Origin of the sequence: Paenibacillus sp. FSL H8-0282 (assembly GCF_037963825.1) — a bacterium.
Classification (GTDB): Bacteria; Bacillota; Bacilli; order Paenibacillales; family Paenibacillaceae; genus Paenibacillus_AQ; species Paenibacillus_AQ odorifer.
On sequence record NZ_CP150146.1, the window covers coordinates 3,103,525 to 3,129,768 of the forward strand.

Annotated in this window: 26 protein-coding genes; 22 read left to right on the forward strand and 4 right to left on the reverse strand. The window is 40.8% G+C overall.

Features of this window, described 5'->3' with window-relative positions; genetic code table 11:
* Positions 1-205: 205 nt before the first annotated feature.
* The 11 genes from NST94_RS13665 (at position 206) to NST94_RS13715 (ending at position 8,311) form a co-directional block, all read left to right on the forward strand.
* On the forward strand, positions 206-688 hold the full coding sequence (locus tag NST94_RS13665) for a DUF2975 domain-containing protein (protein ID WP_038570783.1): 483 nt from the start codon (positions 206-208) through the stop codon (positions 686-688).
* A 10-nt stretch (positions 689-698) separates the two neighbouring features.
* Entirely contained in the window at positions 699-914 is a 216-nt protein-coding gene (locus NST94_RS13670) for a helix-turn-helix transcriptional regulator (protein WP_076129351.1), read from the forward strand.
* Between the two features lie 2 nt (positions 915-916).
* On the forward strand, positions 917-1,693 hold the full coding sequence (locus NST94_RS13675; RefSeq protein WP_076194264.1) for a DUF817 domain-containing protein: 777 nt from the start codon (positions 917-919) through the stop codon (positions 1,691-1,693).
* A 184-nt stretch (positions 1,694-1,877) separates the two neighbouring features.
* Positions 1,878-2,534, forward strand: coding sequence for a CatB-related O-acetyltransferase (locus NST94_RS13680; protein ID WP_339248631.1), 657 nt, complete (start codon positions 1,878-1,880; stop codon positions 2,532-2,534).
* Positions 2,535-2,684: 150 nt separating this feature from the next.
* On the forward strand, positions 2,685-3,200 hold the full coding sequence (locus tag NST94_RS13685) for a GNAT family N-acetyltransferase (RefSeq protein WP_076185895.1): 516 nt from the start codon (positions 2,685-2,687) through the stop codon (positions 3,198-3,200).
* Positions 3,201-3,230: 30 nt separating this feature from the next.
* Positions 3,231-3,467 carry a DUF3977 family protein gene (locus NST94_RS13690; RefSeq protein ID WP_076280541.1) on the forward strand — a complete coding sequence of 79 codons (237 nt, stop codon included), beginning with the start codon at positions 3,231-3,233 and terminating at the stop codon, positions 3,465-3,467.
* 116 nt (positions 3,468-3,583) lie between these two features.
* Positions 3,584-4,972 (forward strand): serine hydrolase, encoded by a 1,389-nt coding sequence (locus NST94_RS13695; RefSeq protein WP_076305070.1) that lies wholly within the window; start codon positions 3,584-3,586, stop codon positions 4,970-4,972.
* Position 4,973: 1 nt separating this feature from the next.
* Positions 4,974-5,663, forward strand: a complete 690-nt coding sequence (locus NST94_RS13700) for a hypothetical protein (RefSeq protein WP_076302003.1) — start codon at positions 4,974-4,976, stop codon at positions 5,661-5,663.
* A gap of 99 nt (positions 5,664-5,762) precedes the next feature.
* On the forward strand, positions 5,763-6,824 hold the full coding sequence (locus NST94_RS13705) for a CHAP domain-containing protein (protein ID WP_339282081.1): 1,062 nt from the start codon (positions 5,763-5,765) through the stop codon (positions 6,822-6,824).
* Between the two features lie 287 nt (positions 6,825-7,111).
* The gene (locus NST94_RS13710; RefSeq protein ID WP_036678138.1) at positions 7,112-7,510 is read left to right on the forward strand and encodes an Rrf2 family transcriptional regulator; all 399 of its coding nucleotides are present in this window, start codon (positions 7,112-7,114) and stop codon (positions 7,508-7,510) included.
* A 108-nt stretch (positions 7,511-7,618) separates the two neighbouring features.
* Positions 7,619-8,311, forward strand: a complete 693-nt coding sequence (locus NST94_RS13715; protein ID WP_076275684.1) for a class I SAM-dependent methyltransferase — start codon at positions 7,619-7,621, stop codon at positions 8,309-8,311.
* 342 nt (positions 8,312-8,653) lie between these two features.
* Here NST94_RS13715 and NST94_RS13720 read toward each other — a convergent pair whose 3' ends face one another.
* The gene (locus NST94_RS13720; protein WP_339174058.1) at positions 8,654-9,562 is read right to left on the reverse strand and encodes an aldo/keto reductase; all 909 of its coding nucleotides are present in this window, start codon (positions 9,560-9,562) and stop codon (positions 8,654-8,656) included.
* A 161-nt stretch (positions 9,563-9,723) separates the two neighbouring features.
* Here NST94_RS13720 and msrA point away from each other — a divergent pair, with 161 nt between their 5' ends.
* The 4 genes from msrA (at position 9,724) to NST94_RS13740 (ending at position 13,795) form a co-directional block, all read left to right on the forward strand.
* Entirely contained in the window at positions 9,724-10,236 is a 513-nt protein-coding gene (gene msrA, locus NST94_RS13725; protein WP_076185882.1) for a peptide-methionine (S)-S-oxide reductase MsrA, read from the forward strand.
* A gap of 169 nt (positions 10,237-10,405) precedes the next feature.
* Entirely contained in the window at positions 10,406-11,596 is a 1,191-nt protein-coding gene (locus tag NST94_RS13730; protein ID WP_339282082.1) for a cell wall-binding repeat-containing protein, read from the forward strand.
* A 97-nt stretch (positions 11,597-11,693) separates the two neighbouring features.
* On the forward strand, positions 11,694-12,401 hold the full coding sequence (locus tag NST94_RS13735; protein ID WP_179086327.1) for a response regulator transcription factor: 708 nt from the start codon (positions 11,694-11,696) through the stop codon (positions 12,399-12,401).
* Entirely contained in the window at positions 12,398-13,795 is a 1,398-nt protein-coding gene (locus NST94_RS13740) for a HAMP domain-containing sensor histidine kinase (RefSeq protein WP_339282083.1), read from the forward strand. The genes NST94_RS13735 and NST94_RS13740 overlap by 4 nt, the downstream gene beginning before the upstream one ends.
* Positions 13,796-13,855: 60 nt before the next feature.
* Here the strand turns inward: NST94_RS13740 and NST94_RS13745 are convergent, their stop codons facing one another.
* Positions 13,856-14,404, reverse strand: a complete 549-nt coding sequence (locus NST94_RS13745; protein WP_076302009.1) for a PadR family transcriptional regulator — start codon at positions 14,402-14,404, stop codon at positions 13,856-13,858.
* Positions 14,405-14,557: 153 nt separating this feature from the next.
* Between NST94_RS13745 and NST94_RS13750 the strand changes: the two genes are divergently transcribed.
* Complete coding sequence (locus NST94_RS13750; RefSeq protein WP_076302010.1) at positions 14,558-16,006, forward strand: MDR family MFS transporter; 1,449 nt, start codon at positions 14,558-14,560, stop codon at positions 16,004-16,006.
* 78 nt (positions 16,007-16,084) lie between these two features.
* Here the strand turns inward: NST94_RS13750 and NST94_RS13755 are convergent, their stop codons facing one another.
* The gene (locus NST94_RS13755; RefSeq protein ID WP_339282084.1) at positions 16,085-16,579 is read right to left on the reverse strand and encodes a DUF6803 family protein; all 495 of its coding nucleotides are present in this window, start codon (positions 16,577-16,579) and stop codon (positions 16,085-16,087) included.
* 129 nt (positions 16,580-16,708) lie between these two features.
* On the opposite strand from NST94_RS13755, the gene NST94_RS13760 reads away from it, so the two are divergent.
* Positions 16,709-17,389: an HAD family hydrolase gene (locus NST94_RS13760; RefSeq protein WP_076185867.1), complete on the forward strand. Its 681-nt coding sequence runs from the start codon at positions 16,709-16,711 to the stop codon at positions 17,387-17,389.
* A gap of 5 nt (positions 17,390-17,394) precedes the next feature.
* Positions 17,395-17,982, forward strand: a complete 588-nt coding sequence (locus tag NST94_RS13765) for a GNAT family N-acetyltransferase (protein WP_256721003.1) — start codon at positions 17,395-17,397, stop codon at positions 17,980-17,982.
* A gap of 686 nt (positions 17,983-18,668) precedes the next feature.
* Here the strand turns inward: NST94_RS13765 and NST94_RS13770 are convergent.
* Entirely contained in the window at positions 18,669-19,721 is a 1,053-nt protein-coding gene (locus NST94_RS13770; protein ID WP_076129368.1) for a 2,3-butanediol dehydrogenase, read from the reverse strand.
* 315 nt (positions 19,722-20,036) lie between these two features.
* On the opposite strand from NST94_RS13770, the gene NST94_RS13775 reads away from it, so the two are divergent.
* The 4 genes from NST94_RS13775 (at position 20,037) to NST94_RS13790 (ending at position 26,169) form a co-directional block, all read left to right on the forward strand.
* A complete protein-coding gene (locus NST94_RS13775) occupies positions 20,037-21,059 on the forward strand; it encodes a LacI family DNA-binding transcriptional regulator (protein WP_076185862.1) in 1,023 nt (340 codons plus the stop codon).
* A gap of 112 nt (positions 21,060-21,171) precedes the next feature.
* On the forward strand, positions 21,172-22,104 hold the full coding sequence (cysK, locus tag NST94_RS13780) for a cysteine synthase A (protein ID WP_076129370.1): 933 nt from the start codon (positions 21,172-21,174) through the stop codon (positions 22,102-22,104).
* 1,229 nt (positions 22,105-23,333) lie between these two features.
* Positions 23,334-24,866, forward strand: a complete 1,533-nt coding sequence (locus NST94_RS13785) for a TPM domain-containing protein (protein ID WP_339282085.1) — start codon at positions 23,334-23,336, stop codon at positions 24,864-24,866.
* Positions 24,867-25,041: 175 nt separating this feature from the next.
* Positions 25,042-26,169 carry a phosphodiester glycosidase family protein gene (locus tag NST94_RS13790; RefSeq protein WP_076125850.1) on the forward strand — a complete coding sequence of 376 codons (1,128 nt, stop codon included), beginning with the start codon at positions 25,042-25,044 and terminating at the stop codon, positions 26,167-26,169.
* The last annotated feature ends 75 nt before the right edge of the window (positions 26,170-26,244 follow it).

Consider the following 26,244-nt stretch of genomic DNA (forward strand, 5'->3'; position numbering starts at 1 on the left):
TACTTGTAGAATAGAAAAATAGAGATAAAGAGATATGAAAAGGTGAAATAAGCCGAGCTAGTGACTTCAAAAGTCAATTAGCTCGGCTTTTTAGTCGAAAGTTATAAAACAACCAATAATAACTGTATATCGATTAAAATATATTGTAAAACGATAAATAATATGATAAATTCAATTCACAATAAATCTGTGAGGTGTGTTTATTATGGAAAGAGGATCAACACTTTTTTTAAGGGCAGCGGTTATTCTTATTGGTATCCCGGTGCTTGCCTTGTGCATATTTGTGGTGCCGGAAATAGCGAGTTTCGCAGCAGAACTGTATCCGGATTATAGTTTATTGAAATATCTCATTGCCATTGATTTGTATGCCTCGGCGATACCTTTTTACTTTGCACTGTATCAAGCTTTTAAACTGTTAGGCTATATTGACAAGAACAATGCTTTCTCGGAAATGTCTGTACAGGTTTTAAAGAAAATAAAATATTGTGCAATCATCATCAGTTGCTTGTATGTAGTTGGTATGCCACTCTTTTACCTCATGGCGGAGAAAGATGATGCCCCAGGGATTATAGTCATCGGCTTGATTATCATTTTTGCCTCCATGGTGATTGCCGTTTTTGCTGCAGTTCTACAAAAGCTTTTAAAAGAAGCTATTGATATAAAATCAGAAAATGACTTAACTGTCTGAGGTGAAAACAATGGCGATTATAATTAATATCGACGTGATGCTGGCTAAAAGAAAAATGAGTGTTACTGAGCTTTCGGAGAGAGTTGGAATAACAATGGCTAATCTTTCTATATTGAAAAATGGAAAAGCAAAAGCGGTGCGATTATCAACGTTAGAGGCAATTTGTAAGGCTTTGGAATGTCAGCCTGGAGATCTATTAGAATACAAAAATGATGAGGAAACATAAGAATGAAGTCAATAACACAATTACTGCATTTCGGATATCATCAGGCGATGAGTTGTATATTTCCTGTTGCGATTTTTGGGACTTTAGCTCTTTCTAACATAATAGAAATGCCTTTTCTTTACCGTTATGATGCCATTCTTCTAATACTGCTTACAGTGCAGTACCTCATGTACCGTACTGGATTAGAGACACTGGATGAAATAAAAGTAATCTGTGTGTTCCACGTTATTGGTTTATTGCTGGAAATCTATAAGGTAAAGATGGGTTCATGGGCATACCCTGAGCCAGGGTTTACGAAGGTGTTTGGTGTACCCCTCTATAGTGGATTTATGTATGCAAGTGTCGCAAGCTTTATGTGCCAGATATGGCGAAGATTGAAAATGGATATGACCGGTTGGCCGGGGCTTGCTTCAGCGGGATTGTTGGGAGGAGCCATCTATTTAAATTTTTTCACACATCATTTCATTCCTGATTTTCGTTGGTGGCTGACAGCGCTTGTGGTTGTTGTCTTCTGGAAAACATGGATCACTTATAGGGTACGGACGGTTACCTATCGAATGCCCTTGACACTGGCCTTTTTTATTGTAGGATTTTTTATCTGGTTAGCTGAAAATATCGCTACATTTTTTAATGCATGGAAATATCCTGATCAATATCAAACGTGGCAACTGGTTAGTTTCAGTAAGATCAGTTCGTGGTTCCTTCTAGTGATCATTAGCGTCATTATAGTTGCCCAGCTTAAACATGTTAAGGCTAGCCGTAATCCGATAAATTCATAATTGAGCTGAGTTCGGACAATACGGTTGATTTGACGAATAAATCATTCGTTTGTTACAATGACGGCATCAATTAGGAAAAGGATGAGGACGATGGTTCGTCGTTTGAAAAGGTTTAAGAATGTCGCTACTGCATCAAGCTTCTAAGTATAAATGAATTACATTACTTAGAAGCGAGGGAAAGAAAATGAAACAACATCAGTTCAGCCACTGGTCTGAAACTAAGTATTTAAAGGATATTGTCACCAACCCAATGATAGAGGTAGGAGAGTACTCTTACTACTCTGGTTATTACGATAATCTTGATTTTGAAGATGGGTGTGTCAGATACCTTTGGGGTGATGAACAATCAAGAAAGTTGTTTAATCCCAGTGAAGATTATGGTTGGCATTTAGATAAATTGATTATAGGAAATTATGTTTGTATTGCTAGTGGTGTAATTATTCTCATGGGTGGGAATCACAATCATCATCCTGAATGGATTACCGTGTATCCTTTTGTAGACCAGATTGCAAACTCTTACGAATCCAAAGGGGATACAAACATTGCTAGTGATGCCTGGATTGGGATGAATGCAATGATTATGCCCGGCGTGAAAATAGGCGAAGGTGCTATTGTTGCGGCAGGATCAGTTGTTGTAAAGGATGTCCCACCGTATACGATAGTGGGCGGCAATCCTGCTAAAGTGATCAAGCAACGGTTTACAGATCAAGAAATCGAAAAGTTAAAGGAAATGTGCTGGTTCGATTGGAAACGTGAGAAAATTGAACAAGCCACGTCTATCTTTTCAAGTTCATCTATTGATCAATTATATGACTTTTACCTTAAAGAAATAAAAAAATAACAAAATCAGAACAGGCTGCCGGTATATTCGGCAGCCTGTTCTTTTATCTGACAGGGTAGTTTAACAATAATTGTTTTTTACCAGATTAATCCTAATTAGTATGTTAATATAGGAATGGACTCATTTAATAAGTTAGGAGGAAATTATATTATGGCCTTACCTTTACAAATCCGTCGAATGACACAAAACGATATTGATATTATACATACGGGGTTATCTGAGCATGACGTAAGCCAACCTCTTGATTATGTCCAACGTTGTTGGCAAGAAAATCAAAATGAAAAGCGAGTTACACTTTTAGCTTTTTGTGAAAATGAGTTTGTTGGATGGGGACATGTGGTATACAGGTCGGAATATCCTTATTTTGCAGAGAATAATATACCTGAAATTCAAAACTTTGACGTCATCCCGCCATTTAGGAAACGTGGGGTAGGAAGTGTATTAATTGAAGCTCTTGAAAAAGATGCTTTTACTATATCTAATACTATTGGTATTGGATTTGGATTATACGCTGACTATGGAACCGCACAACGGATGTATATAAAGCGTGGTTTTATCCCTGATGGGCGGGGAATCATGTACGATAATAAGCCTGTTGAGCCTGGGGCACATGTTTGTGTGGACGATGATCTCTGCCTTTATCTAATAAAAACTATTGAGCAATAAAAGCAGCTCTTGTACGGGGGGAGATAGATTCTGAAGTATATCGAATTTGGTATCGGCAATACATGGCTAATTAGAACTGAAACGGAGTTAGAGGATGGAACGGAATATGAAGAAAAAGGCATAATGAAACCGGTAAAGTTCCGCTCGTTATATTTCAGGATTTGGATTGGCAAAACTGTAATCATTCTAGACTTAAAACAAGGCTTGAAAATATGTAAGAAGAGTCGTAAAACGTTGAAGATTATTTTTGGTATAACAAGTCTTTAGGTTAAGTATGACAAGGTTGCCGTCTAAATGAACAAATGGAGGAGACCTGACACGAGACTTAGTGCTCTACCTGAGAATTATTAAAAACTCAAAATATAACGACAAGCGAGGTTTAAATGGATAATCCAGAGAATTTGACCCAAGCGCTGTCTAAGTTTTATGAAGAACTTGAACGATCTGATTTACCGGTTAATACTTTTATGCTATTACGTAAGGGAGAAGTTATTACCGAGTTTTATCGTCAACCGTACCGCAAAAACGTTCCCCAGGTTTTATTTTCTCTAAGTAAGAGCTTTACATCTATTGCAGCAGGCATAGCATGGGATAACGGTTATTTTGAATTAACGGATAAAGTGGTTTCTTTTTTCCCGGATCAGCTTCCTAGCTCAATTTCACCTAATTTAGAGAAGATGACGATACATCATCTTCTTTCCATGAATACAGGACATAACAATAGTATCTATGGTGCGATAGCCAAGCAAAATGATTGGGTTCGTGCCTTTTTAGCTTTGGACGTAGAAGATGAACCGGGAAGTTATTACAATTACAATACACACGCCACTTATATGGTTTCGGCTATTATCGAAAAGACGACTGGAGAAAATCTTGTTGATTTTTTAATGCCAAGATTATTTACGCCATTGGACATAGAAAGACCAGAATGGGAGACTTGCCCGTTAGGAATTGTTGCTGGTGGAATGGGACTAAGCATACCAACAGATGGAATCGCGAAATTTGGCCAGATGCTCCTCAATCAAGGGGTTTACAATAGTCGTAGAATTGTTTCGAAAGATTATTTAAAGCTGGCGCTAAATGAACAAAGCGATAATCGTTGGGGACAAAATAAGGCTGACTGGTCAAACGGATATGGTTATCAGTTCTTTATGTGCAGGAATGGATGTAAGATGGGGAATGGAGCTTTTGGTCAATTGTGTTTCATTGATCCGAGTCAAGAGATTGTGATTGCTGCAACTTCAAGTTTTACCGAGATGAAGAAGTTACAGGATTTTTTAGATATCATATATGCAAAATTACTGAACTTTGATTGGCCAACGGTTGCATCTAACATTATAAAACCTCCTACATTTACCTCCTTAGTAAACAGGATAGTTAAAGTAGATTATAGATCGTACAGTGGAATTTATATCTTTGAAGATAATAAGCATAAAATCAAAGAATTAACACTGAAGTTTGAAGATGAGCACCTTAGTTTTTCTTTACTTTACGACGATCATTTAGATGAATTTCCGTTCGATTTTTTAAGGCCTACCCATGCAAAAAGTTTATTTATTAAAGACTTATCCCTTAGTGAGCAGGAAGTTTGTACATCTGCAAGCTGGCAATATGATGATTCCAAATTAATCCTCACGGTAAATTACATTGAAACCCCTTACGTAGTTGATTACACTTTGAGTTTTAGCGGTAAAAAAATTGAACTGCATATGCATAGGAATCTTTCCTTAGAGGATAGAGAAGACATAACTGTTATTGGTTGGGAGGGATGAAATGACCAAGGGTAAAGGTTGGATAGCTGTTTTATTTTTGCTTTTTTCTTTAGTTTTTGTGGGAATCACACATCAGGGTACTATGTTTGGGGATTACCTCTTCAGAACCATTGGAATTCCGCCTTGGAGCGAACCTGCGACAAACCATGGTTTACATTATTCAGCAATATTCGGGATCATTTTGTTAATTTTCAGTGGGAGTTTAACTATAAAGCACTTTAGACAGTGTTATAAAAAATATGTAGGCAGAACCGTTTTGCTTGCTATCATCATTTTCATTATATTATATCCATTTCTAACAGAACGATTGTATTATCTTGTGAATATGAACAATGATGGAATTGAAGTTGTGGATTTTCTGGAAAAAGATTCGCACTGTATGTACGGTACTCAAGAGGATATTGTGCAGGTTCAATGTACAATCAGGCTAATCAACTATGGCGGGCAAAATGAAACCGTTATGATCCGTCCAATCTTTCGAGAGTACGGTAATCCTCAAGGGATCTGGTCATTCGCAGAGGTTCAGCCGCAAGAGATTACCTTGTTACCAAGATCTAATATTAAACATAACATTCACTTTGAGAGTAAGTCTGACGCTCGGATTGCTGAATTCGGGGCGAACGGTAATACCGATTATTTTGGTGTGGAGTTCGTCAAGGATGGACATAAAAAGGAAGTCATTAGGGACTGAATTAATAAAAAGATTCATGTCAGTATTAGTTTTGATATTATTACAGCTGAGTAGTAACGGAAGGGAAGGTTTCCAGTGACTCAACGACTGATAACAAAAGTGAACCAGCGCCTCGATAGTGTGCGTGTGCTGGTTCAAGAAATGATCATGTCTATAGGTAGCGAACAATGGAAACAGGAAGCGTGTGTTCACCTGTACGGAGTGTCTAGTTTCGCTTCATTGCTTGCCATGAAAAGAGAACAAAATCAGGAATTGGCAGCCATTATAGGACTGCTTCATAATTATTATTTCTTCAAAACCGGAGTCAAGGAATTTCCAGGTCCCAACAGTGCTGATACCGTAAGGCCTTTATTAAGAGACTTGAATATGTTTACCAAAGAAGAGCTGACTCAAATTCTAAAGGCAATCTTCCATCAAGGGGACAGGAATAAAGTTCAGGGTCCCTATGAAGAGATTCTAAAGGATGCTCAAGTTCTACAATCATATTTTCAGAATAGGAATTGTATCTTAATGCCTCAGGACAATACTAGACTTCGGAATGTACTTCGTGAAATGACGATTCCAGAGGATTTTTTGGAAGAGATAGATTACAGTAGCGGGGCTGAAGTTCTCCAGCCTACGGATAAACGAGGCAAGTTAGCTAATATTGCTGAAGCATTTGGAAAAGAAAACATTGTTGGAATACCAGGAAACGAACGATATCGAGAAATCTGTAAATATTGGCCTGACCAAGCGATTTATAAAGTATTACAAAACAATTGGTGCGCAGCATTTGTATATTACTGCTGTATGCAAGCTGGATTTCTGCTGCCGATTCGATATCCGAATGCTGATTTTCGATTAGCTGGCGTAGGGGCATGGTTAGAGTGGGCGCAACTACCTGAGACCGCATTTTTTTATTTTGACGGGCAAGAGGGGTTTACTCCTCAACGTGGTGATATTGTGATTTATGAAAAATTGCTAACTAATGACCCTCACGATCATACAGGTATTGTTTTAGCATGCGATGACAAGGAGATCTTAGTTGCTGAAGGAAATAGGGATAATCAGAATTATTCCAGTGTTTTCTACAGAGATCGCTGGCATTGCGTATATGGCTATATCCGTATCGCTAATGACTATGAATTTGAGTTTAATGGTGAGTATACTCCAATTAGTTGAGGGGAGTTCATTCGGATGATCACAGTTAAGAATATTATGGCTGAGTATTTATTAATGTCTAACCCTAATTTTGAATTGTTTTCAGAACAAGCTCTGGAAAAAAAATACGCTGCAACAGCAAAAACATCTATATAAAACTCCGGTTTTTATCGTTACTTTTGAAGCAAAAAATGAGCAGCTTGGGACAAAGATTCTTGAGCTTCTTCTCTTTTAAAAAGCAAACATACTTGCCTTTTAGCAATGTTAGAGTTATCATAGATTTCTAAAGTCGTTAATGGAGGTGCTGAATGAAATATTCCCAAGCGACAGATTATGCACTTCATGCAATGCTCTATATGGTGACGGTGGCGTCTGATAAGCCGGTGGGTGTTCAATTGCTTGCTGAGAAGTTAGGTGTTTCCCAAACCTATCTGTCCAAAATGATGACTAAGCTAGTGAAGGCTGGATTGATTCAATCTGCACCTGGTGCTAATGGCGGTTATCGTCTCAGACGCAAGTCGGAAGAAATATCTTTTTTGGATATTATCCATGCAATCGAAGGAACGGCTTCCTTTTTTGAATGCAGTCTAGATCACGGAAGTGAATGTCTGATTCAACAGGTTGTGATTGACGCTGAGCGACAGATGGAGCAGTACTTAGAGAACACGAAAATTGCAGATTTGGCAAAAACGATGAAGACGGAGTAAAGATCCGTTCTTTTTTCGGGGTTATTAGAGACAATATAAATCCGTAATGACTTTAATGTGGGTTTTGATATTGAAATGTGAAGTTTAAAACAATGGAGGATGATTACAATGACTGAAGAGCAAAAATTAAATGCCAAGAGGGCGACCTATGAAAAAACCACTCATATTTCGATTCCCTCTTATGATTCATTATTTTCGATGATCCAATCTTATTTTCGCTTCGAGTTAGGTGACATCCCTGTATCTATGCTCGTGGTCGGTGCGGGGGGAGGAAATGAATTTTCGGCATGGGGGCCATCTAACCCAAACTGGACATTTACTGGAGTGGATCCTTCGGAAGATATGCTTAAGATCGCGAAATTAAAGATAGATGAACTGGGCTTAGAGAGCCGTGTCAGTCTGATTCCTGGGACAATCGATGATCTTCCTCAGCAGGACTCAAAGTTCGATGTGGCAAGTTGTATTTTGGTCCTTCATTTCATCCATGATGTTCAAGAAAAATTGAAATTGCTTCGCTCCATAAAGGATAATCTGAAACCGGGTGCTCCATTTGTTCTCGTAAGTGCATATGGAGATTTGGATGATCCTGAACTCCACGACAGAATAAACGTATGGAAAAGCTTTTGGGTTGCAGGGTATGAATCTCCCGAAGCGTTTGATAATGTAAGTAGCAATATTACGAAAATCTCTTTCCTTCCTGAAAAACAAATTGAAGAGTTATTGAAAGAATCAGGCTTCACGAGAATCACTCGATTTTATTCTACTGGAATTATGGCAGGCTGGATGTGTCACGCGGAGTGACTTGAATACTTTCGGACCCGGACCCAGATGACGTTATTTGTATATATTTAGGCGTTGGAGCATGATTTCGGACTCCAGTGCTGCTATTTCTTAAATAGAGGGTGATATATGGTGATTATCATGCTCATAGCGGCTATGGAGTCCGCGAGCACCCTTAATATAGGAAAAAGTAGCGTATAAGGTCAACTATGTCCTATAGTGCGATTCATAAGTGTGATTAGTACTTAATTAAACCAAGTTTAAGGATTAGTTCAGCGATCAGGTAGCTCCAAAAAGTAGGGGGTGCCCAACAGCCATTGTATGGCTATGGACACCCCATTGTTTTTAACGAAAGTGACTAATCTATACATGAAGCTTGTAACGATTTGCTTTGCTTATCCGCTGAATGTCTGCAAGTTCCTCCGAAGTGAGTGGAGCTACATCAGCAGCCATTACATTGCTTTTTAATTGCTCCAGACTGCTTGCCCCAGGAATAATAACGGCTACAGATGGATTAGCTAGTGGATAATGAAGCGCTGTTTGTGCAAGATTGCGAGAGTCACTAGTTTCCTGCGAAAGCTGATCATGCAAATTCAGAAGTTCCTCACTACTGTAATCTAAGTAATTCTTCTCGGCTTTGCTGCGACCACGCTCTGACAGTATGCCCCCTGCTAAAGGCCCGCGTGCGATCATGCTAATTCCATGCTTAGCTAGCAGAGGAAGGATTTCTTCCTCAGGACGTCGATCTAAAATGCTATATTGGCTCATAACACTTACGATATTTGATTTTTTCACATATTCTCTAATTACATTAGGACGAATAGAAGAGATCCCATAATAGCGGATAAGACCCTCTTGCTTAAGTTCTTCAAAAGCTTCAATCGTTTCTTCAATTGGATCTTCAATAGTGCCGCCATGCAGCTGGTATAGATCGATGTAATCGGTTTGCAGCCGTTTGAGACTATCTTTGACTGCATTTTTAATATAGGCTTTTGAAGGATCCCAGCTCCAGCCATCTTGGCCGGGAATTCTGCGGTTGCCAACTTTTGTGGTCAGGATTACATCCTGTCGATGTTGACGAATGGCTTGGCCAATAATCTCTTCATTACGGCCCTCATCATAAAGATCTGCTGTATCAACAAAATTGATTCCTTGATCGAGTGCTTCATGAACAATGGAAATGGCTTTCGCCTCATCCGTACCCAAAGACATACAGCCAAGTCCTATTTCACTTACATACAAATCGGATTGTCCTAAACGATTTTTTCTCATAGCGCATTCCTTTCTACTTCTGTTGTTGTTATATTATAACGTTTTGGAGAATTGAATTCTAATGGTGCTTCGGACTTCCATTGACTTTATGATCTTTTGGCTTTATCGTCATAGCATATATTATTTATTAGATGAAGATAGATAGGGAGAGATTGGATCATATGGAACAAGCGATGTTTGCAGGCGGATGTTTTTGGTGCATGGTGACACCGTTTGAGGAATTACCAGGCATTCATGGAATTGTATCGGGATATGCGGGAGGGTTAACTGAGAATCCAACCTACGAAGAAGTCAAAACCGGAACAACGGGGCATTACGAGGTTGTGCAGATTACGTTTGATCCAGCGCTTTTTTCATACGAGAAGCTGCTTGAATTATATTGGCCTCAGATTGACCCTACCGATGATGGTGGGCAATTCCAGGATCGAGGAACTCAGTACCGGACAGCGATCTTCTATTATAATGAAGAACAGCGTTTAGCAGCTCTTGCCTCGAAGGAACAGGTTGCGGTCAGTGGCAGATTCTCCGGTCCAGTCGTTACGGAAATTCTTCCGGCGCCAACTTTTTATCGTGCAGAAGAGTATCATCAGGATTATCATCATAAGAATCCCAAGCACTACAAAGAAGATCGGGAGCAATCCGGTCGGGATACTTTTATCGCTAAACACTGGTAAGTGTTGAAAAAACTTTAAACCAAGAGCATCCTGAGTCATTCATGGCTTACGGGATGCTCTTTTTGCATTATATACAAATTTTATTTATTTTAAATTCTACATACTTTCCACACATTTGTAGACCAAACTACTCTAAATCAAGCGAGAACATCACACAGGAGGGTTTAGGATGAAAAAAATCATACCATTTGTTGCCGTTAGTTTGCTTTTGAGTACAGTGTTAACAAGCTGCCAATCAGGCAATAATTCTCCATCCAAGGTTAATTCGCAAGCTAGTTCTGCAACGGTGGAGCAACCATGGATAGCTACGAAGAATACTACTCGTATTAACACTTCAGATCCGATTCAAGCCGCAGTGTTAGTTTCTCAGACTTTATGGACTGCGCAAACAAAGAATAATAGACCTTCAAGTGTAGTTTTGACGGATGTGAGTAATTGGCAGATCGCCGCAGTTAGTGCAGATTTGATTCATCATCCCAGTAATGGGCCTGTACTGTATACCACAAAAGAAGGGGTTCCTGAGGTTACTCTCGCTGAACTTAAGCGACTGAATCCAATAGGTGCTGAAGGCAATAAAGGGGTTCAGGTAGTGCTTGTTGGGCCTATGGCATCCAATGTCGAACAACAATTAAAGGCCATTGATTTAAAAGTAGACCGGATAGAAGGGGATGAGCCAGCGGCAGTAGCTCAGGCTATAGATACTTATTACGCCAAAGCAGCGGGTGAACTTCCAAAGTCGGTCATTATTGGTTCTATGGATAGCCCTGAGTACACGTTGCCAGCAGTGAATTGGATCGCACATATGCCTGAACCTCTTCTCTTTGTAACCAAAGACGAAATTCCTAACTCAACGGTCGAGGCTTTAAAAGAACGTGGAGGTAGCGCAACCATTTACATCCTAGGACCAGAAGACATTGTCTCAGCAGATGTAGAAAAGCAATTAAAAGAATACGGAACAGTTCTCCGTATAGCTGGAGAAGATGTTTTTAAGAACGCTATAGCTTTTGCAAGTTTTAAGGATGCCAATAACGGATTCGGCTGGGGAATCAATACACCCGGTCATAACCTGTCTTTGTTAACCACGGATTCAACGATGATAGCTATCGCCGCTGCGCCTTTTTCTCATTTGGGGAAACATGCGCCGCTTATTTTTACGGAAAAAGACGGGCTGCCAGATTCAGTAATGGAGTATATGATGGAGCTTCAACCTAAATTTCAAGATTCACCAGCAGAAGGTCCTTACAATCATGCTTGGATAACTGGGGATAACCTTACAATAAATGAGCGAGCACAAAGTGAAATCGATGACATGCTAGAAATCTCACCTGCTGCAGGAGGCAATCTGCATTCCGGCCACTAACCATAATCACAGGCTGGCATCATTTAGGGATGATGTCGGCTTGTTCTGTGTTTTTTTGTATAATGAGAAGAACTAGGTCATAAAGAGGGTGAACGGCTTGAATAAGCTACAGATACTGATCGTAGATGATGAATGGAACATGCGGAATTTATTGCGGATTTATTTAAGTAAAGAAGGGATGTCTACAAAAGAGGCGTCAACGGGTCATGAGGCACTCCAACTGTTGAAACAACACAGCTTTGACCTAATCTTGCTGGATGTGATGATGCCGGATATGGATGGCTGGCAGGTCTGCAAGCTGGTGAGGGAGACAAGCTCTATCCCAATTCTAATGCTAACCGCACGTTCTGAAACCAAGGATAAGGTACGTGGTCTCGGTATAGGTGCAGATGATTATCTTACTAAACCGTTTGAGCCGGAAGAATTAGTGGCTAGGATTTATTCTCTGCTGCGGCGTTCAACACTTACTTTTGTTCAACAACCTCAGGAAAAGGTGCTCACATACCCTAATTTTAAAATATACCCAGAAGCTAGGGAGGTACATATTCAGGATACATCCATTGAATTCACACTCAAGGAGTTTGATCTACTGGCCACTTTGGCGCAAAATACTACCCGGGTTTTTACGAGAGAAGAACTGGTGGAGCGATTATGGGGGAATAATTATGAGGGGGAGAATCGTGTTATTGACACCCATATTAAGAATATCCGCGAGAAACTACATAAAGCAGGGCTAGCCTATAATCCGGTTCAGACGGTGTGGGGATTAGGTTATAAATTTCATGCTCCCGGTAATCAGGTATGAAACATAACATCATCGGACTTAAGCTTGGTTTTGTTATTATGTCTGTTTTTGTAGTTGTTTTGCTTGTCCTTGGAGTTACTATAGAGCGGATGTTTACAAACTTTTATTACAACGAGATGCAAAAAGAGACGGAGGAACTCACCTCACATTTTATTGGAATGGCGGAATCGCAGGATAGTTCAAACGAGCAGATGATGAGTACCTTTGCAGAATTTTCGGATGTCAGTATCTTTAATATCTCAAAGGATGGCAATGTGATACTCCACTCGGGTGTACATGATCGTTTGGATCGTTCATTCATCCATGCTTCGGATGTTAGTAGGATTTTCGCTGGGAAAAGTGTTGATTTTGAGTATAAAGATCCTGCTGGATATTCTTATTTTATCATTGGAAAACCAATAATGGAGGGGGATACAACTCAGTCTGCACTTTATGTAATGTCCTCTACAGAGAGTATGAAGCAATCTTTGGCTTCCATCCGGAACCTCCTGCTGATTGCAGGAATGGGGGCTTTTATATTGGCTTTAGGGATCACTGGTGTGATCGCCATGATTTTGTCCAGACCTCTGATCAAGATGCAAAAGGCAACCCGGAAAATCGCGGCTGGCGAGCTGGAAACGAGACTTTCTATACGTAGTAACGATGAGATTGGTTTTTTGGCTGCAGCCATAAATGATCTGGCTGTCGATCTACAACGATACAGGGATACAAGGCAGGAATTTCTGGCAAATATCTCACATGAACTGAGAACGCCCATTACATATTTGGAGGGGTACACCAAGGTTATAAAAGATGGACTTTACGAGACCGAAGGGGAAAGAGATCTATACCTGGACATCATTCATCAGGAAGCACATCGGCTCCAGCATCTGGTGGATGATTTATTTGAACTGGCAAAGATGGAGGAAGGAAAGGTTACACTTACCCAAGAGTGGATCGATCTCAGTAAGCTAGCGGAACAAGCCGTGCGCAGAGTTGAACTGAAAGCAAAAGAGAAGGGATTACACCTGAAGCTTCAGCTTAGCGGAGATGCGTATATGATCCGTGGAGATCAAAAACGTATGGAACAGATTATAATGAACCTTCTGGAAAATGCAATTCGTTATACGGATGAAGGCGAGATTATTGTTCATGTGGAATTTGCAGCGGATGCTGCAACTCTAATAGTTGAAGATACAGGAATAGGTATTCCTGAGAAAGAGCTTCCCTATATCTTCGAACGTTTCTACCGGGTAGAGAAATCACGTTCAAGACAATACGGTGGTTCAGGTCTGGGGCTTTCCATTGTTAAAAAGCTGGTGGAATTGCATGGAGGCAAGATTCGAATGATGAGTCAGCCTGGAGCGGGTACTCGTTGCGAGGTGCAACTATTTAATCTATCTAAATCCGAATAAATGTAAGTAAAAAGAGACTTCAGATACAAAATGAGGTCTCTTTTTTGCTTGTTTATAATGTTATTGATTCGACTCAAGCTCTTCAAGTGCCCATTCGCAAAATTGTATAGAGCTCTCCATATCAAGCACACGTTTGTGGATCAGTAAATAACGTCCAAAAGTGGTGGCTTTTAACTCACGAGTCTCACCGCATTCATCACGCAAGACTTCGTTTGCTTTGAGCAAAACCTTGTATCGCTCCAGCTCACTTTTACAAAACTCTGCACGTTTTAGCAATAGGTCCTTGGCTTCTTCCGGGTTGGATAGCCATAAGCTATACAGCTTAAAATGCAGCTCATCCCGCAGCACCGGAGGCTCTGCAGTAGTTTCCACCCATTGCCGCAATTGCTCCAGTCCTGCTTTCGTAATGGAGTATTCTTTTTTATCCGGTTTATCGGTCTGTTCAATGAGCTTAAAGGTGATATAACCTTGCTGCTCCATGCTCATTAATAGAGGGTAGATCTGACTATGTCCAGCACGCCAGAGCGGCTTGATATTCTGAGTTAATTCATATCCAGACAATGAGTTAGCGCTAAGTAAAGCTAGAAGTCCATAAGACAGTGTATTCATTACTATAAAGCCCTCCAGTTATTATAAATCCGTTTTCATTGAATTTTTCGGGCATATGTCATCATTGACATATTGATCGTACGATTATAACATTATTCAAGTCACCTTATATATGTAAAAGTAGACATATAAAAAATAATGAGGAGGGGAAGCATGGAAGAAAATCAAGCAAGCAAAATACATTTTTGGCCGATCATGATTGCCATATTCTTCGGAAATTTCGTCTCTGTCTTAAGTACAACGACGATCAACATTGCTGTTCCTCTTTTAATGGATCATTTCAATACGAGTCTGAACACCATGCAATGGATGGTCACGGGTTTTATGCTGGCGACAGGAGTAACCGCACCACTCGCGGGATATCTCGGAGGAAGATTCAGCTATAAAAGGCTTTATCTTTTCGCCTTGATGGGATTTACCATGTTCTCTTTGCTTTGTGCTTTGGCATGGGATCCAACATCATTAATTGTATTTCGGATGCTTCAGGGTTCGTGCAGCGGTCTCATCATGGCTTGTACGATGACCATCATATTTCAAGTAATACCGGGAGAGCGCAGACCTTTTGCAGTAAGCCTCTGGTCGCTATCCGCGATGGTCGCGCCAGCCATAGGACCAACGTTTAGCGGGTGGCTGCTCCAATATGCCAGCTGGCATTGGTTATTCTTAATTAACATCCCTATTGGAATCATAGCTGTTATTCTAACCCTAACGTTAATTCCATATTATCGAATGAATATTCCGAAGTCATTTGATATTCCTGGTTTCCTTACCGTTGTCCTCGGTAGTTTATCATTATTAACTGCATTTAGCCAAGGCAATAGCTGGGGATGGACTTCGTGGAAAACCTTATCGTTAATCCTTTTGGGAGTTGTGTTGTTAGTTTTGTTTGTTTTGCGCGAGCTGAAGGCGGAGGTACCTCTGCTGAATTTGCGTGTATTCCGTAATCGCCGTTTTACCGCCATGCTAAGTATCTATAGTTTGGTTACGATTGCGATGTATGCCGGAACCTATTTAACCCCTTTGTTCTTACAAACGGTAGAAGGGGCTACAACGCTTAAAACAGGGCTGATTTTATTGCCGTCCTCGATCCTCCTTGCCTTGCTGAGTCCAATCGTAGGTAAGCTGTATCCAAAGTTCGGACCTGTGAAGTTGATTTCTGCGGGTATTTTATTTATATTCATCGGTTTATTCATGCTTAGTCGGCTGCAAACGAACATATCTTATAGCTTTATTATGTGGGCGATGGTCGTTCGTAATCTCGGCATTGGACTAGCCAATGTTCCAAGCAGTACAGCCTCAATGGAGGAAATTCCTGTCGAATGGTCTGGGCATGCTACGTCGATCAACAACTGGGTTCGCAATGTGTTAAGCTCACTTGGGATTGCAGTATTCACCTCACTGCTGTCGAGTAGATCCTTACTCCACTCTAAAGAGTTGATCAGCTCCGGTGCAAGTAATACAGATTCGATACGTTTGCTATCGTTCACGATGGGTGTGAATGATGTTTTTGTGGTAGGTTCCATTATTGTGTTGTTTGGATTTCCACTGATGTTTTTATTACGCAAGAAGCGTACTGTGGTAACTGTACAAAACGCAGGATAACCGGTACGATACAAAAAGCAGATCAAGGTTTTATCCTTGATCTGCTTTTTGTCTTAGATTACGTTTTGTTAATAAACTTTAATGCATCATATCGTCCATTCCACCCATACTCCCTACAATTTCCGGATTAATCATCCCGAAGATCATCGCGATATGCGCCACGACCAAGAATCCACTAATAAGCAGAAAATGCAGCTTCATCTTATACTCTTCCGATCGTTTACGGGCAATCAGACCAAGATCTAACAAAGCCAGTGGCAATAAGAAGAGTACTCCGCTTAAATAGAAGCCCACGGCTACGATATCAACCCATGTGTGCCATTCCCCATTCACAGACAAAGGAATAAACGAAGTTGGAAACAAGTAGAGGAATACACCTGTGAAATATATCCCTGCGAGTATGCTGCAGACTTTGTTGAAGGATCGTAGTGGGCCTGTTAGATTCTTGGTGAACAAAATAATAAACTCTGTAATGGTAATCGTCTCAGCAAAAATCACGGGGATTGCCATGAATATAATCAAGTTCCAAGGCTGGTTGTCCGCTAGCAAAGACATGTAATGCGTCATGTTCATAAGATACTCCTCCGATAATATGTAATAGCTTCAGTTACTTATCGTATTCGAGAAGTATGTGGAAAGTATGTGGAAACGAAGGTATGATAAATATATGCAATAATAACAGTCGAGGGGAGCAAGACAACCGTGGGAAGAGGATTACAAAACATTTTATTTGATTTAGATGGTACTTTAACAGACCCCAAAGAAGGCATCACCAAAAGCGTAGAATATGCTTTGAACAAATTTGATATACAGATCGAACATTTGGATGAGCTTCTTCCTTACATAGGTCCTCCGTTATATGATTCATTTATCGAGCTGCACCATTTCACTGAGGAACAAGCGCTTCAAGCGGTTGCTTTTTACCGGGAGCGTTACAGTGCCACGGGATTATTTGAGAATATGGTGATTGAAGGTATACCCCAATTGCTGGAGGGACTTAAGACGAATGGATACTCATTGTATGTAGCAACCTCCAAACCGACTGTTTTTGCAGCACAGATTCTTGAGCATTATAAGCTCGATCATTATTTCAAACATATCGGAGGAAGTAATCTGGACGGTACCCGTTCTAAGAAGCAAGAGGTTATTCAGTACGTGCTTGATGAGAATGACATACATCCAGAGGAAGCGGTAATGATAGGAGATCGTAAGCATGATATCATCGGTGCTATTGGCTGTGGTGTCGAATCTATTGGAGTGACTTTTGGTTATGGTCCCAAGGAGGAGCTTGAACAAGCCGGAGCAGACCATATCGCCTTTCGTGTGGAAGAAATTGCAGATATCATTCAGCATATTTCATTGAGAGAACGGTGCACCAAATGAGTGTTATGAATACTGTAATACTTGACGGGAAATCGATTAAGCTGGTTCCAACAGATGAAAGTCATGCAGAAGGATTGGCGAAAGTGTTAAGAAATCCAGACATCTGGGAATTTACCTGGCGAAAAATAACGTCGGACGAGCAGGTGCAAGGATTAATCTCAACAGCTTTAGCGAATCAAAAGAACGGTTCACAAATTACCTTTACTATCATTGATAAAGCAACGGAGCGAATTATCGGAACCACTCGTATTATGCATCCGGATTTGGTTCATCGTAACGCTGAAATTGGATGTACCTGGATCTCACCAGACTATTGGAGAACTAGTGTGAACACAGAAGGCAAGTCGCTGCTGCTACACTATTGTTTTGAAGAACTAAAGCTGATCCGCGTAGAATTTGCAGTGGTCGCGAACAACTTGAGGTCACAAAGAGCAGTAGAACGAATAGGGGCGGTTAAAGAAGGGGTTCTGCGCAAGCATAGAATCAAGTCTGACGGATCGATTCATGATAATGTGGTCTTTAGCATATTGGATACCGAATGGCCTGCTGTAAAAGAGAATCTGCATTATTTGATAAATGATAAATACGCATAAGTATAGATGAAGCAAACAAACGGGCTAGGGGCCGTTCCATAGGGAGCTACACTTCATCTATAATTGAGGAATCAGAGTGGCGACGGAAGCAATTTGTTAAAGCAGAGTGAGTGTTTAATTGTATTTTGTACAACTATAATTCCTTAATTGGTCGGGGTATAGATATAACTGTATTTAGTACATCTATATTCCTCATTTAATTTCTTATAGGTGGATTTTCAGGGTTTTAATTGTACAGAATACAATTAAAACAAGAATAGTTACTTTTGCATACGGAATAAGTGTACAGAATACAGTTATTTCACATTTACCCTATATCACTCTCCATTATCTCATTCGAATCCTTTAAATTAGGTGCTAGAAGTATAACAAGAGGGGATGCACCGGAAGCTACGTTCTGTCTGAAAGGATTTCTTCAAGGCATCAGACTTGCAACTCCTGCTTAGTGAGGATGAATATACTTGGTGGATCAGCGGATGATTAAGCGAGTTAAGCCAGAGCGTATAAGGATTTGCCCATAAATTTGCTTAAACACCCCCCACAGATCAAAAACACCAGGCAGTGATACTCCAATCCCGGAGAATCGCTGCCTGGTTTTTTTTAATAACAGAGACCGCTACAAATTCTAGAAAGAGCTGCTTGGAGCAGCGCCTTCTTTTATGATTCAGCCAATAGGCTGCTTATGGTTATTGTTTAGGACTTACAAGGATTTTCACTTGATTTTTTTCTTTCAAAAGAGCCTCAAACCCGTGATCAATCACTTCATTCAGTTTAATTCTCTTAGTAACAAGTTTTTCAGCAGGGAAGTACCCTTGTTCCATCAAGCTAATTACAGCTGGGAAAACATCACGGTAACCAATGATACCAGTTAAGTTGCGTTCTTTAAGTACGATATTGTTTGGAGTAATCGTAGCATCTTTTTCGAAAATACTAACGATCATGATTTGTCCACTCAATTTAGTGGAATTAATGGCTTGGGTTAGAACGGGAGGTACACCTGTCACTTCAAACGCAACATCTACGCCACCATCGGTACGTTTTTGAATTTCTTCGACCACATCATATTGTTTAGGATCGATTACAATACCACCAAGTTCTTCAGCTTTACTCTTACGTTCCTCGGAAAGTTCTACTACATAGATTTCAGCTGCGCCGGATGCTTTCAAAGCTTCAATGACCAGCAAACCGATTGGGCCAGCACCGAATACTACAGCTTTATCTCCAACCTTCAGTTGACTGGAACGAACAGCGTGTAGAGCAACGGCAGAAGGTTCCACCAGAGCACCTTGTTCATAGGATAAGCTGTCTGGAATTTTGTGCACCATATGTTGGTCTGCTGCGACGTATTCTGAGAATCCACCGCCACCACCAGCCAAACCTAGGAAGCCCATTTTTTCACAAAGATTATATTTACCTTGTCGACAAGCCACACATTCACCACATGCAAAAACAGGCTCTACGACGACGCGATCACCAACATTAAACTTGCTAACGCCTTGACCTACTTCTACGATTTGTCCAGAGAATTCATGTCCCATTACGACTGGAGCTTTTTCACCAGTAAGGGGATGATCTGTTCCTTGGGGAATGAAAATAGGACCGGCTACATATTCGTGAAGATCGCTGCCACAAATTCCGCACCATTCGATTTTGATTTTCACTTTTCCTTCAAGGGCTGCTGGTTCTTCAATCGTTTCTAACCGTAGATCTTTGACGTTATGCCATCTTAATGCTTGCATATCATTCATCTCCTAGATTAATAATTGATAATAAATAGTATTTTATTTCTGGAAAAGAGGAAACGTTTCCGAGAACAAATATGTCACATAATTTTCATATTGTCAAATTTAAATAATGAAAATATTAATATCGAAAATTAGTGAAATATTTCACTAAAACAGAGTTATATCAAGCCTTTAGGCTCACAGTGGCAGCTGAGATAAGTATTCTTCTATGTACTATTATGTTATAATCTATACATTGGAATTTTGATTTTAGATGAGTGGAATAGAGATAAATACGAAAACGATTCCGGAAATAAGGGGACTATCAGAGTGGCTAATAAAAACAAAGTAACCATAGAGGATGTAGCGAAACGGGCGGGGGTAGGTATTGCTACTGTCTCAAGAGCCATTAATAATTCAGAGGGAATTAGTTCCAAGACTAAGGCGCTAGTACTGCAAGTGATTGAGGAGATGGGTTTCACTCCAAATACCTCTGCGCAAAGCCTCAAAATCCGCCAAACGAAGCAGATTGCTCTGGCCGTTCCTGACATTCGCAACGCAATTATTCCGGATATCGCCTGGTCCGTAGAGCAAGCCGCCAAACAACATAGCTATCGGGTAATTCAAATTAATACTTCTGGCAACCCGCGCACTGAGCTCGAAACGATTCGAGAGGTCAAAAAATTACATGTAGATGGACTCATTATCATGCCTCTTGCTTATCCAAAGACCATGGTAGAGTTAATTAATAAATCGAGTGTTCCGGTCTCCATCATTAACTACGGGAAAAGAATCACAGAAAATGTGAAAGCTGACGTCGTTAGTTTGTCACGTTTTGAAGGACAATTAGTGATGGAGCATTTAATCAATATCGGTCGTTCTAGAATTGCATATGCAGGGGCACAAAAAGATCTTATTGAAGATCGTTATCTTGCTTATCAGCAAGCTTTAAATCAAGTGGATATTTCGCTTGTTTATTTTGGAGAAGACTTTTCCTTGCAAACTGGACTACAAGCCGCTGACTATTTCTACAGCCTGACGCATATGCCAGACGCTATTTATGCAGTGAATGACATGGTGGCCATAGGTATTGTGAATCGGTTTAAAGAATTAGGCGTTCGTGTTCCAGAAGATGTGGCGGTGGTTGGGGTAGATAATAACGCATGGACTACTATCACAACGCCTCAGATTAGTTCAGTTTCCATCATGGGGAATGAAGTGGCACGATTAGCCACACAGCTTCTTTTGCAACGTATTCAGGATAATATTACCGGGGAGTATCAAAGGGTGCAGCTTGATCCGCGATTAATCGTGCGAGAGTCAAGTGTTTCGGTTAGACGTAGTACGAATTAAAGACCTTAAGTTTGCGACTACTAAGAATGAATAGGTTGTAAATCCTTTAAATCCTGCTAGACTTAATACAGAGTAATTTGATTGGAAATTAAGAAATGAGGTGCGGATCATTATGGCTAATATTTATAAGAGCTTAACCGATCTGATCGGAAATACACCGTTATTAGAGATTTCAAAGTATAGTAAAACCCAAAACGTAGAAGCAAGGGTTCTTGCCAAGCTGGAATCTTTTAATCCTGCAGGTAGTGTTAAAGATCGTATTGGATATGCAATGATCAAAGATGCGGAAGAGAGAGGTCTCATTAATAAAGATTCTGTCATTATTGAGCCTACTAGTGGAAACACTGGGATAGGACTTGCTTTTGCAGCTGCTAGCTTAGGGTATTCACTGATCATCGTCCTACCAGATACATTTAGTATTGAACGCCGTAAATTAATGCTGGCATTAGGTGCTGAGCTTGTGTTAACACCGGGAACTGAAGGAATGAGCGGAGCTGTAAGAAAGGCAGAACAATTAGCTGCGGAAATTCCAAATTCATTTATTCCCCAACAATTCAGCAATCCTGCGAACCCGGAAATACACAGAACGACTACAGCAGAGGAGATTTGGCGGGATACCGATGGAGATGTTGATATTTTCATAGCGGGTGTTGGTTCTGGAGGCACTATCTCGGGTGTTGGGAAAGCGTTGAAAGAAAAGAACCCCGCAGTCCAAATTGTCGCCATCGAGCCGTTTGACTCTCCTGTTTTATCAGGAGGCCGTCCTAAGGGACATGGGATTCAGGGCATTGGAGCAAACTTTATTCCTGAGAATTACGATAATGAAGTAGTGGATGAGATTTTTCAGGTGAAAAATGATGATGCCTATAGCGTATCACGTGCACTTGCGCGAACAGAAGGATTGCTGGTGGGTATCTCCTCCGGAGCAGCTGTTTACGCAGCTACACAAATCGCTAAGCGTCCTGAGAATAAGGACAAGACCATCGTGGTGATTCTGCCGGATACCGGTGAACGTTACTTAACCACTACGCTGTTTGATTTTTAACGGAACATGAGCGCTAGATCCAAGGAATTGGCTTTAAAAAGCAAGCAAAAGGTTCAGCTATAGGCTGAGCCTTTTTGTTGTTGGAGTATTGGCTGTATATCTCCAGATAACGGGTATCTCAAGTAACTAAGAAGTTTAAGAGGGATTCAAAAACTCCCATTATTATAAGTAGCTAAGAAGTTCAAGGGGGATTCCAAATCTCCCATTTTGTATAGTAGCCAAGGAAGTTCAGTGTGTTACGGACCGTATTGCAGCTATTTCGCCATTTAATCTCATTTTGCTGCGTTATCGGACTGTATGGCACTTATTGGCCAACTTTTGTGGATAAACAGTGTGGTTTTGAGCAAATAGCTGCAACTGAGTCCGATAGCCTGCCGCAAACGCTCAAATAAACAGAATAACGTCTCCTGAGTCCGATGAATCGGCGAAAAGTATGTTATCCAGCAGGGGGATTCCAAACCTCCAATGTACCTCAAGTAGCTTAGGAAGTTTAAGAGGGATTCCAAAACTCCCATTATTTCAAGTAACTAAGAGAGTTCAGTGTGTTAAGGACCGTATTGCAGCTATTTCAGCATTTCAGCTCATTTTGCCGAGGTATCGGACTGCATAGCACTTATAGGCCAACATTTGCGGATAAGTGGTGTGGTTTTGAGTAAATAGCTGCAACTGAGTCCGATAGCCTGCCGCAAACGCTCGAATGAACAAAATAACGTCTCCTGAGTCCGATCCATCGGCGAAAAGTATGTTATCCAGCAGGGGATTCCAAAACTCCCATTATCTCAAGAAGCTATGGAAGTTCAGTGTGTTACGAACCGTATTGCAGCTATTTCGGCTTTTAATCTCATTTTGCTGCGTTATCGGACTGTATATCACTTATTGGCCAACTTTTGTGGATAAACAGTGTGGTTTTGAGTAAATAGCTGCAACTGAGTCCGATAGCCTGCCGCAAACCCGCAAATGAACAAAATAACGACTCCTGAGTCCGATCCATCGGCGAAAAGTATGTTATCCAGCAGGGGGTTCCAAATCTCCAATGATCTTGAGTGTGATCCATCAACACAACACGATGATTGCCCCTAAAGCGACTTGCACGCCTCAAATCACCCGCCTCACAAACTCTAAGCGTTTTTTCCTGTTGTGTAATTTCCAGTTTAGAATAAAATGGAACTATTCCACTAACCGCGCGTAACCGATAAATAAGAGAGATAATGATAGATCAGGAGGTACATATGAACACGAGAACTCTAAAAATACTGCTACATACCACACTTGCTGCCTTATTGTTAAGTGTATTGCTTTTGCCGGCCGTAAGTTTAGCCAAAACTGCTGTACCTAAGCATACAGGGTCATTTTATGTGAATGATTTTGCGAATGTGATTGACGAGAAAGCAGAGAATTACATGGTGAACTACGGCATTCGATTACATCAGGCTACTGGAGCTCAAGTTGTGCTTGTAACTGTGGATTCTACTGAAGGGGTTTCGATGGAAGAGTATGCAAAATCGCTTTTCAATAGCTGGGGTGTGGGGGCTGCGGATAAAAATAACGGTCTGCTGCTGCTCCTTTCTATAAAAGATGATGATTATTGGGCGGTACAAGGTAAAGGTATAGAGGAATCATTGCCTAACAGTAAGATTAAAGAGATTCTTTCACAATATCTTGAGCCGGATTTCGCAGCTAAAACATACAGTAATGGTGCTAGGAAGACGTATGGAGCTTTTATTCAAGCTATGGGCGGCACTTGGGCAGAAAATGTTGGCACCAAAAATTACGTATCCGATAATGCGGGTGTGCTCAAAAAAGTAACTAAAGACTATCTGAACGATTCCAGCAACAGATATAAAACAACAACCGGAAGTGGAATTTATGTGGTCACCGTAAAAAATGCTGGAGATAAAACATTGCAGGACTATACCTATATGAAGTTTGCTTCGGTAGGTGCGGGTCCTAAGGATGTTATGCTGGTATTGGACATAGGCGGAGACAACTATCATGTTCTACAAGGCAAGGATATCGACAAGGTTTTAACCAATGAGGCTATTAGTAATATTTTAAATACCGTGCTTGAACCCCAATTTGTGAAAAAAGATTACGGAACGGGAGCTACAACGACAGTTAATTCGTTCTACAGCTTCTTGTTAGCGAGAGCGGATCATCCGCAAGGAGTCACAGGAAACAACGGAAACAAAGTTAATCCTGGAACTACAACGAATTCTGGTACTTCCTCTACTACAGCTACAAGTGGAGGTGAGGCGGTTAGTAAAAGCAAGGCTTTTCTAATTTTCTCAGCGATTTTTGGTTCGCTTATCTTATTTGGATTTACTGCTTCACGACGCAATAGATATATAGAAATGTATGGTTTGCCATTTAATCCATATAGCCAAAGGAATATACGCCGTTATGGTCCTTGGCATGGTCAAGCGGATTACGGTTATGGCAGACGCTGGCACAGACGTTATTATCATCACCACCATAGGAATACAAACAATTCGCAATCAAGTTTCTGGGGAAACAGTGGTGGCGGAGGCTCTACTAACGGTGGCGGTGCAGGACGGTATTCCTCAAGCAACGAGAACCATGGTGGTGGAGGTTCCAGCAGTGGTGGAGGAGCAGGAAGACATTCTTCAAGCTCATCCAGCCGCAGCTACTCAGATGATGATGATGATAGAGGCTCATCAGGTGGTGGCGGTTATTCCGGCGGTGGTGGCTCATCAGGTGGCGGCGGTAGCGCTAGCGGCGGCGGGGGAGTAGGAAGACATTAGAATTTGATTAGCTATATGTGAGCAGGTAGCCAAGATATTGGAAACCTGCTCGTTTTTTTGTTTTTGAATGCTGACTATTACTCAAACAGAAACTTTTAACGAAAATCATCGTCTATGATAAGGACGAGTTGTACATATTATCAAATTAGTAATATTTAGGGAGGAATACTCAGAAGTGAGCACTTCATCATTACCTCAACGTTCCAATGCACGCAATAAGAAACCTGTAAAGAAACCAATAAAAAAGCGGAAGAAACGGAGTTTTTTTCGCACCTTATCCAAAGTTTTTTTATTCTGCTTATTCTTAATGATCGCTGCTGGTGGATGGCTTTATTTTGCACCCTCGGCTCAGAACTTACGTTATACAATCGCAGATACGCTAATTACAACACAACATCGCTATATGGCTAAATATATTATAGGTGAAGATCAACTGAAGGACCGGGTAACCGAATATACCGCCCGTTTTGAAGAGATGGGGGACGAAATAGATACACATACGATCGCTCCCGAACCTGAGGTGGTAGAGAAGCCGCTTGTCGAGATTGAGAATGTCTCAGGCAGTGGCTATACCGGATATGTAATGATTGTTAATGATCCAACCAAAGTCCGGCTAGGAATACCTAATAAGATTGGTTCAGGTGAAAAAGTAACCAGTATGGTGAAGCGTACAGGCGCTATCGCTGGAGTTAACGGTGGTGGGTTCGCTGATCCGAACTGGAAAGGTAACGGGTTTAAACCCATAGGAATTGTAGTCTCACAAGGTAAGTTATATTACAACGGTCTTGGCGGTAAAAAATCTACACAGATTGTTGGTCTGGATAAACAAGGAAAAATGGTTGCAGGGAATTATACGCTAGATGAGATTAGTAAAATGGGGGTTCAGGAGGCAGTTACTTTTAGCCCGCGGCTAATCGTCAATGGCAAAGGATTGATTAAGAATGCAGCGGAAGGTTGGGGGATTGCACCTAGAACAGCAATGGGTCAGCGGGCAGATGGCGCTATTATTTTTGTAGTAATTGACGGTCGACAGCCTACTTATAGTATTGGAGCAAATCTCTATGATGTGCAGCAGATTTTGCTTAAGCATGGAGCCGTGATAGCGGCTAATCTGGATGGTGGTTCTTCTACGGTACTAGTAAAAGACAATGAGATTATGAATAAACCCTCATCCCAATATGGTGAGCGGTATTTGCCTACAGCTTTTTTAGTTTTTGAGCATCCAGAACAGGTTGATATGCCAAATATCTGGAAAGGACTAGATCCTGCCAAGATTGATGCTGGGAAAAAGAGAACACAATAAGTACGCGTTATTGGGCACATATTAAGGATTATCTTGGAATGAGATGTGTATTTATGCTACGATATCAGCTAGTAT

Bases quoted from the DNA above. Each gene is read 5' to 3' on its own strand.
- NST94_RS13665 (WP_038570783.1), top strand. From the start codon at position 206: ATGGAAAGAGGATCAACACTTTTTTTAAGGGCAGCGGTTATTCTTATT.
- NST94_RS13670 (WP_076129351.1), top strand. From the start codon at position 699: ATGGCGATTATAATTAATATCGACGTGATGCTGGCTAAAAGAAAAATG.
- NST94_RS13675 (WP_076194264.1), top strand. From the start codon at position 917: ATGAAGTCAATAACACAATTACTGCATTTCGGATATCATCAGGCGATG.
- NST94_RS13680 (WP_339248631.1), top strand. From the start codon at position 1,878: ATGAAACAACATCAGTTCAGCCACTGGTCTGAAACTAAGTATTTAAAG.
- NST94_RS13685 (WP_076185895.1), top strand. From the start codon at position 2,685: ATGGCCTTACCTTTACAAATCCGTCGAATGACACAAAACGATATTGAT.
- NST94_RS13695 (WP_076305070.1), top strand. From the start codon at position 3,584: ATGGATAATCCAGAGAATTTGACCCAAGCGCTGTCTAAGTTTTATGAA.
- NST94_RS13700 (WP_076302003.1), top strand. From the start codon at position 4,974: ATGACCAAGGGTAAAGGTTGGATAGCTGTTTTATTTTTGCTTTTTTCT.
- NST94_RS13710 (WP_036678138.1), top strand. From the start codon at position 7,112: ATGAAATATTCCCAAGCGACAGATTATGCACTTCATGCAATGCTCTAT.
- NST94_RS13715 (WP_076275684.1), top strand. From the start codon at position 7,619: ATGACTGAAGAGCAAAAATTAAATGCCAAGAGGGCGACCTATGAAAAA.
- NST94_RS13720 (WP_339174058.1), bottom strand. From the start codon at position 9,562: ATGAGAAAAAATCGTTTAGGACAATCCGATTTGTATGTAAGTGAAATA.
- msrA (WP_076185882.1), top strand. From the start codon at position 9,724: ATGGAACAAGCGATGTTTGCAGGCGGATGTTTTTGGTGCATGGTGACA.
- NST94_RS13730 (WP_339282082.1), top strand. From the start codon at position 10,406: ATGAAAAAAATCATACCATTTGTTGCCGTTAGTTTGCTTTTGAGTACA.
- NST94_RS13740 (WP_339282083.1), top strand. From the start codon at position 12,398: ATGAAACATAACATCATCGGACTTAAGCTTGGTTTTGTTATTATGTCT.
- NST94_RS13745 (WP_076302009.1), bottom strand. From the start codon at position 14,404: ATGAATACACTGTCTTATGGACTTCTAGCTTTACTTAGCGCTAACTCA.
- NST94_RS13750 (WP_076302010.1), top strand. From the start codon at position 14,558: ATGGAAGAAAATCAAGCAAGCAAAATACATTTTTGGCCGATCATGATT.
- NST94_RS13755 (WP_339282084.1), bottom strand. From the start codon at position 16,579: ATGAACATGACGCATTACATGTCTTTGCTAGCGGACAACCAGCCTTGG.
- NST94_RS13765 (WP_256721003.1), top strand. From the start codon at position 17,395: ATGAATACTGTAATACTTGACGGGAAATCGATTAAGCTGGTTCCAACA.
- NST94_RS13770 (WP_076129368.1), bottom strand. From the start codon at position 19,721: ATGCAAGCATTAAGATGGCATAACGTCAAAGATCTACGGTTAGAAACG.
- cysK (WP_076129370.1), top strand. From the start codon at position 21,172: ATGGCTAATATTTATAAGAGCTTAACCGATCTGATCGGAAATACACCG.
- NST94_RS13785 (WP_339282085.1), top strand. From the start codon at position 23,334: ATGAACACGAGAACTCTAAAAATACTGCTACATACCACACTTGCTGCC.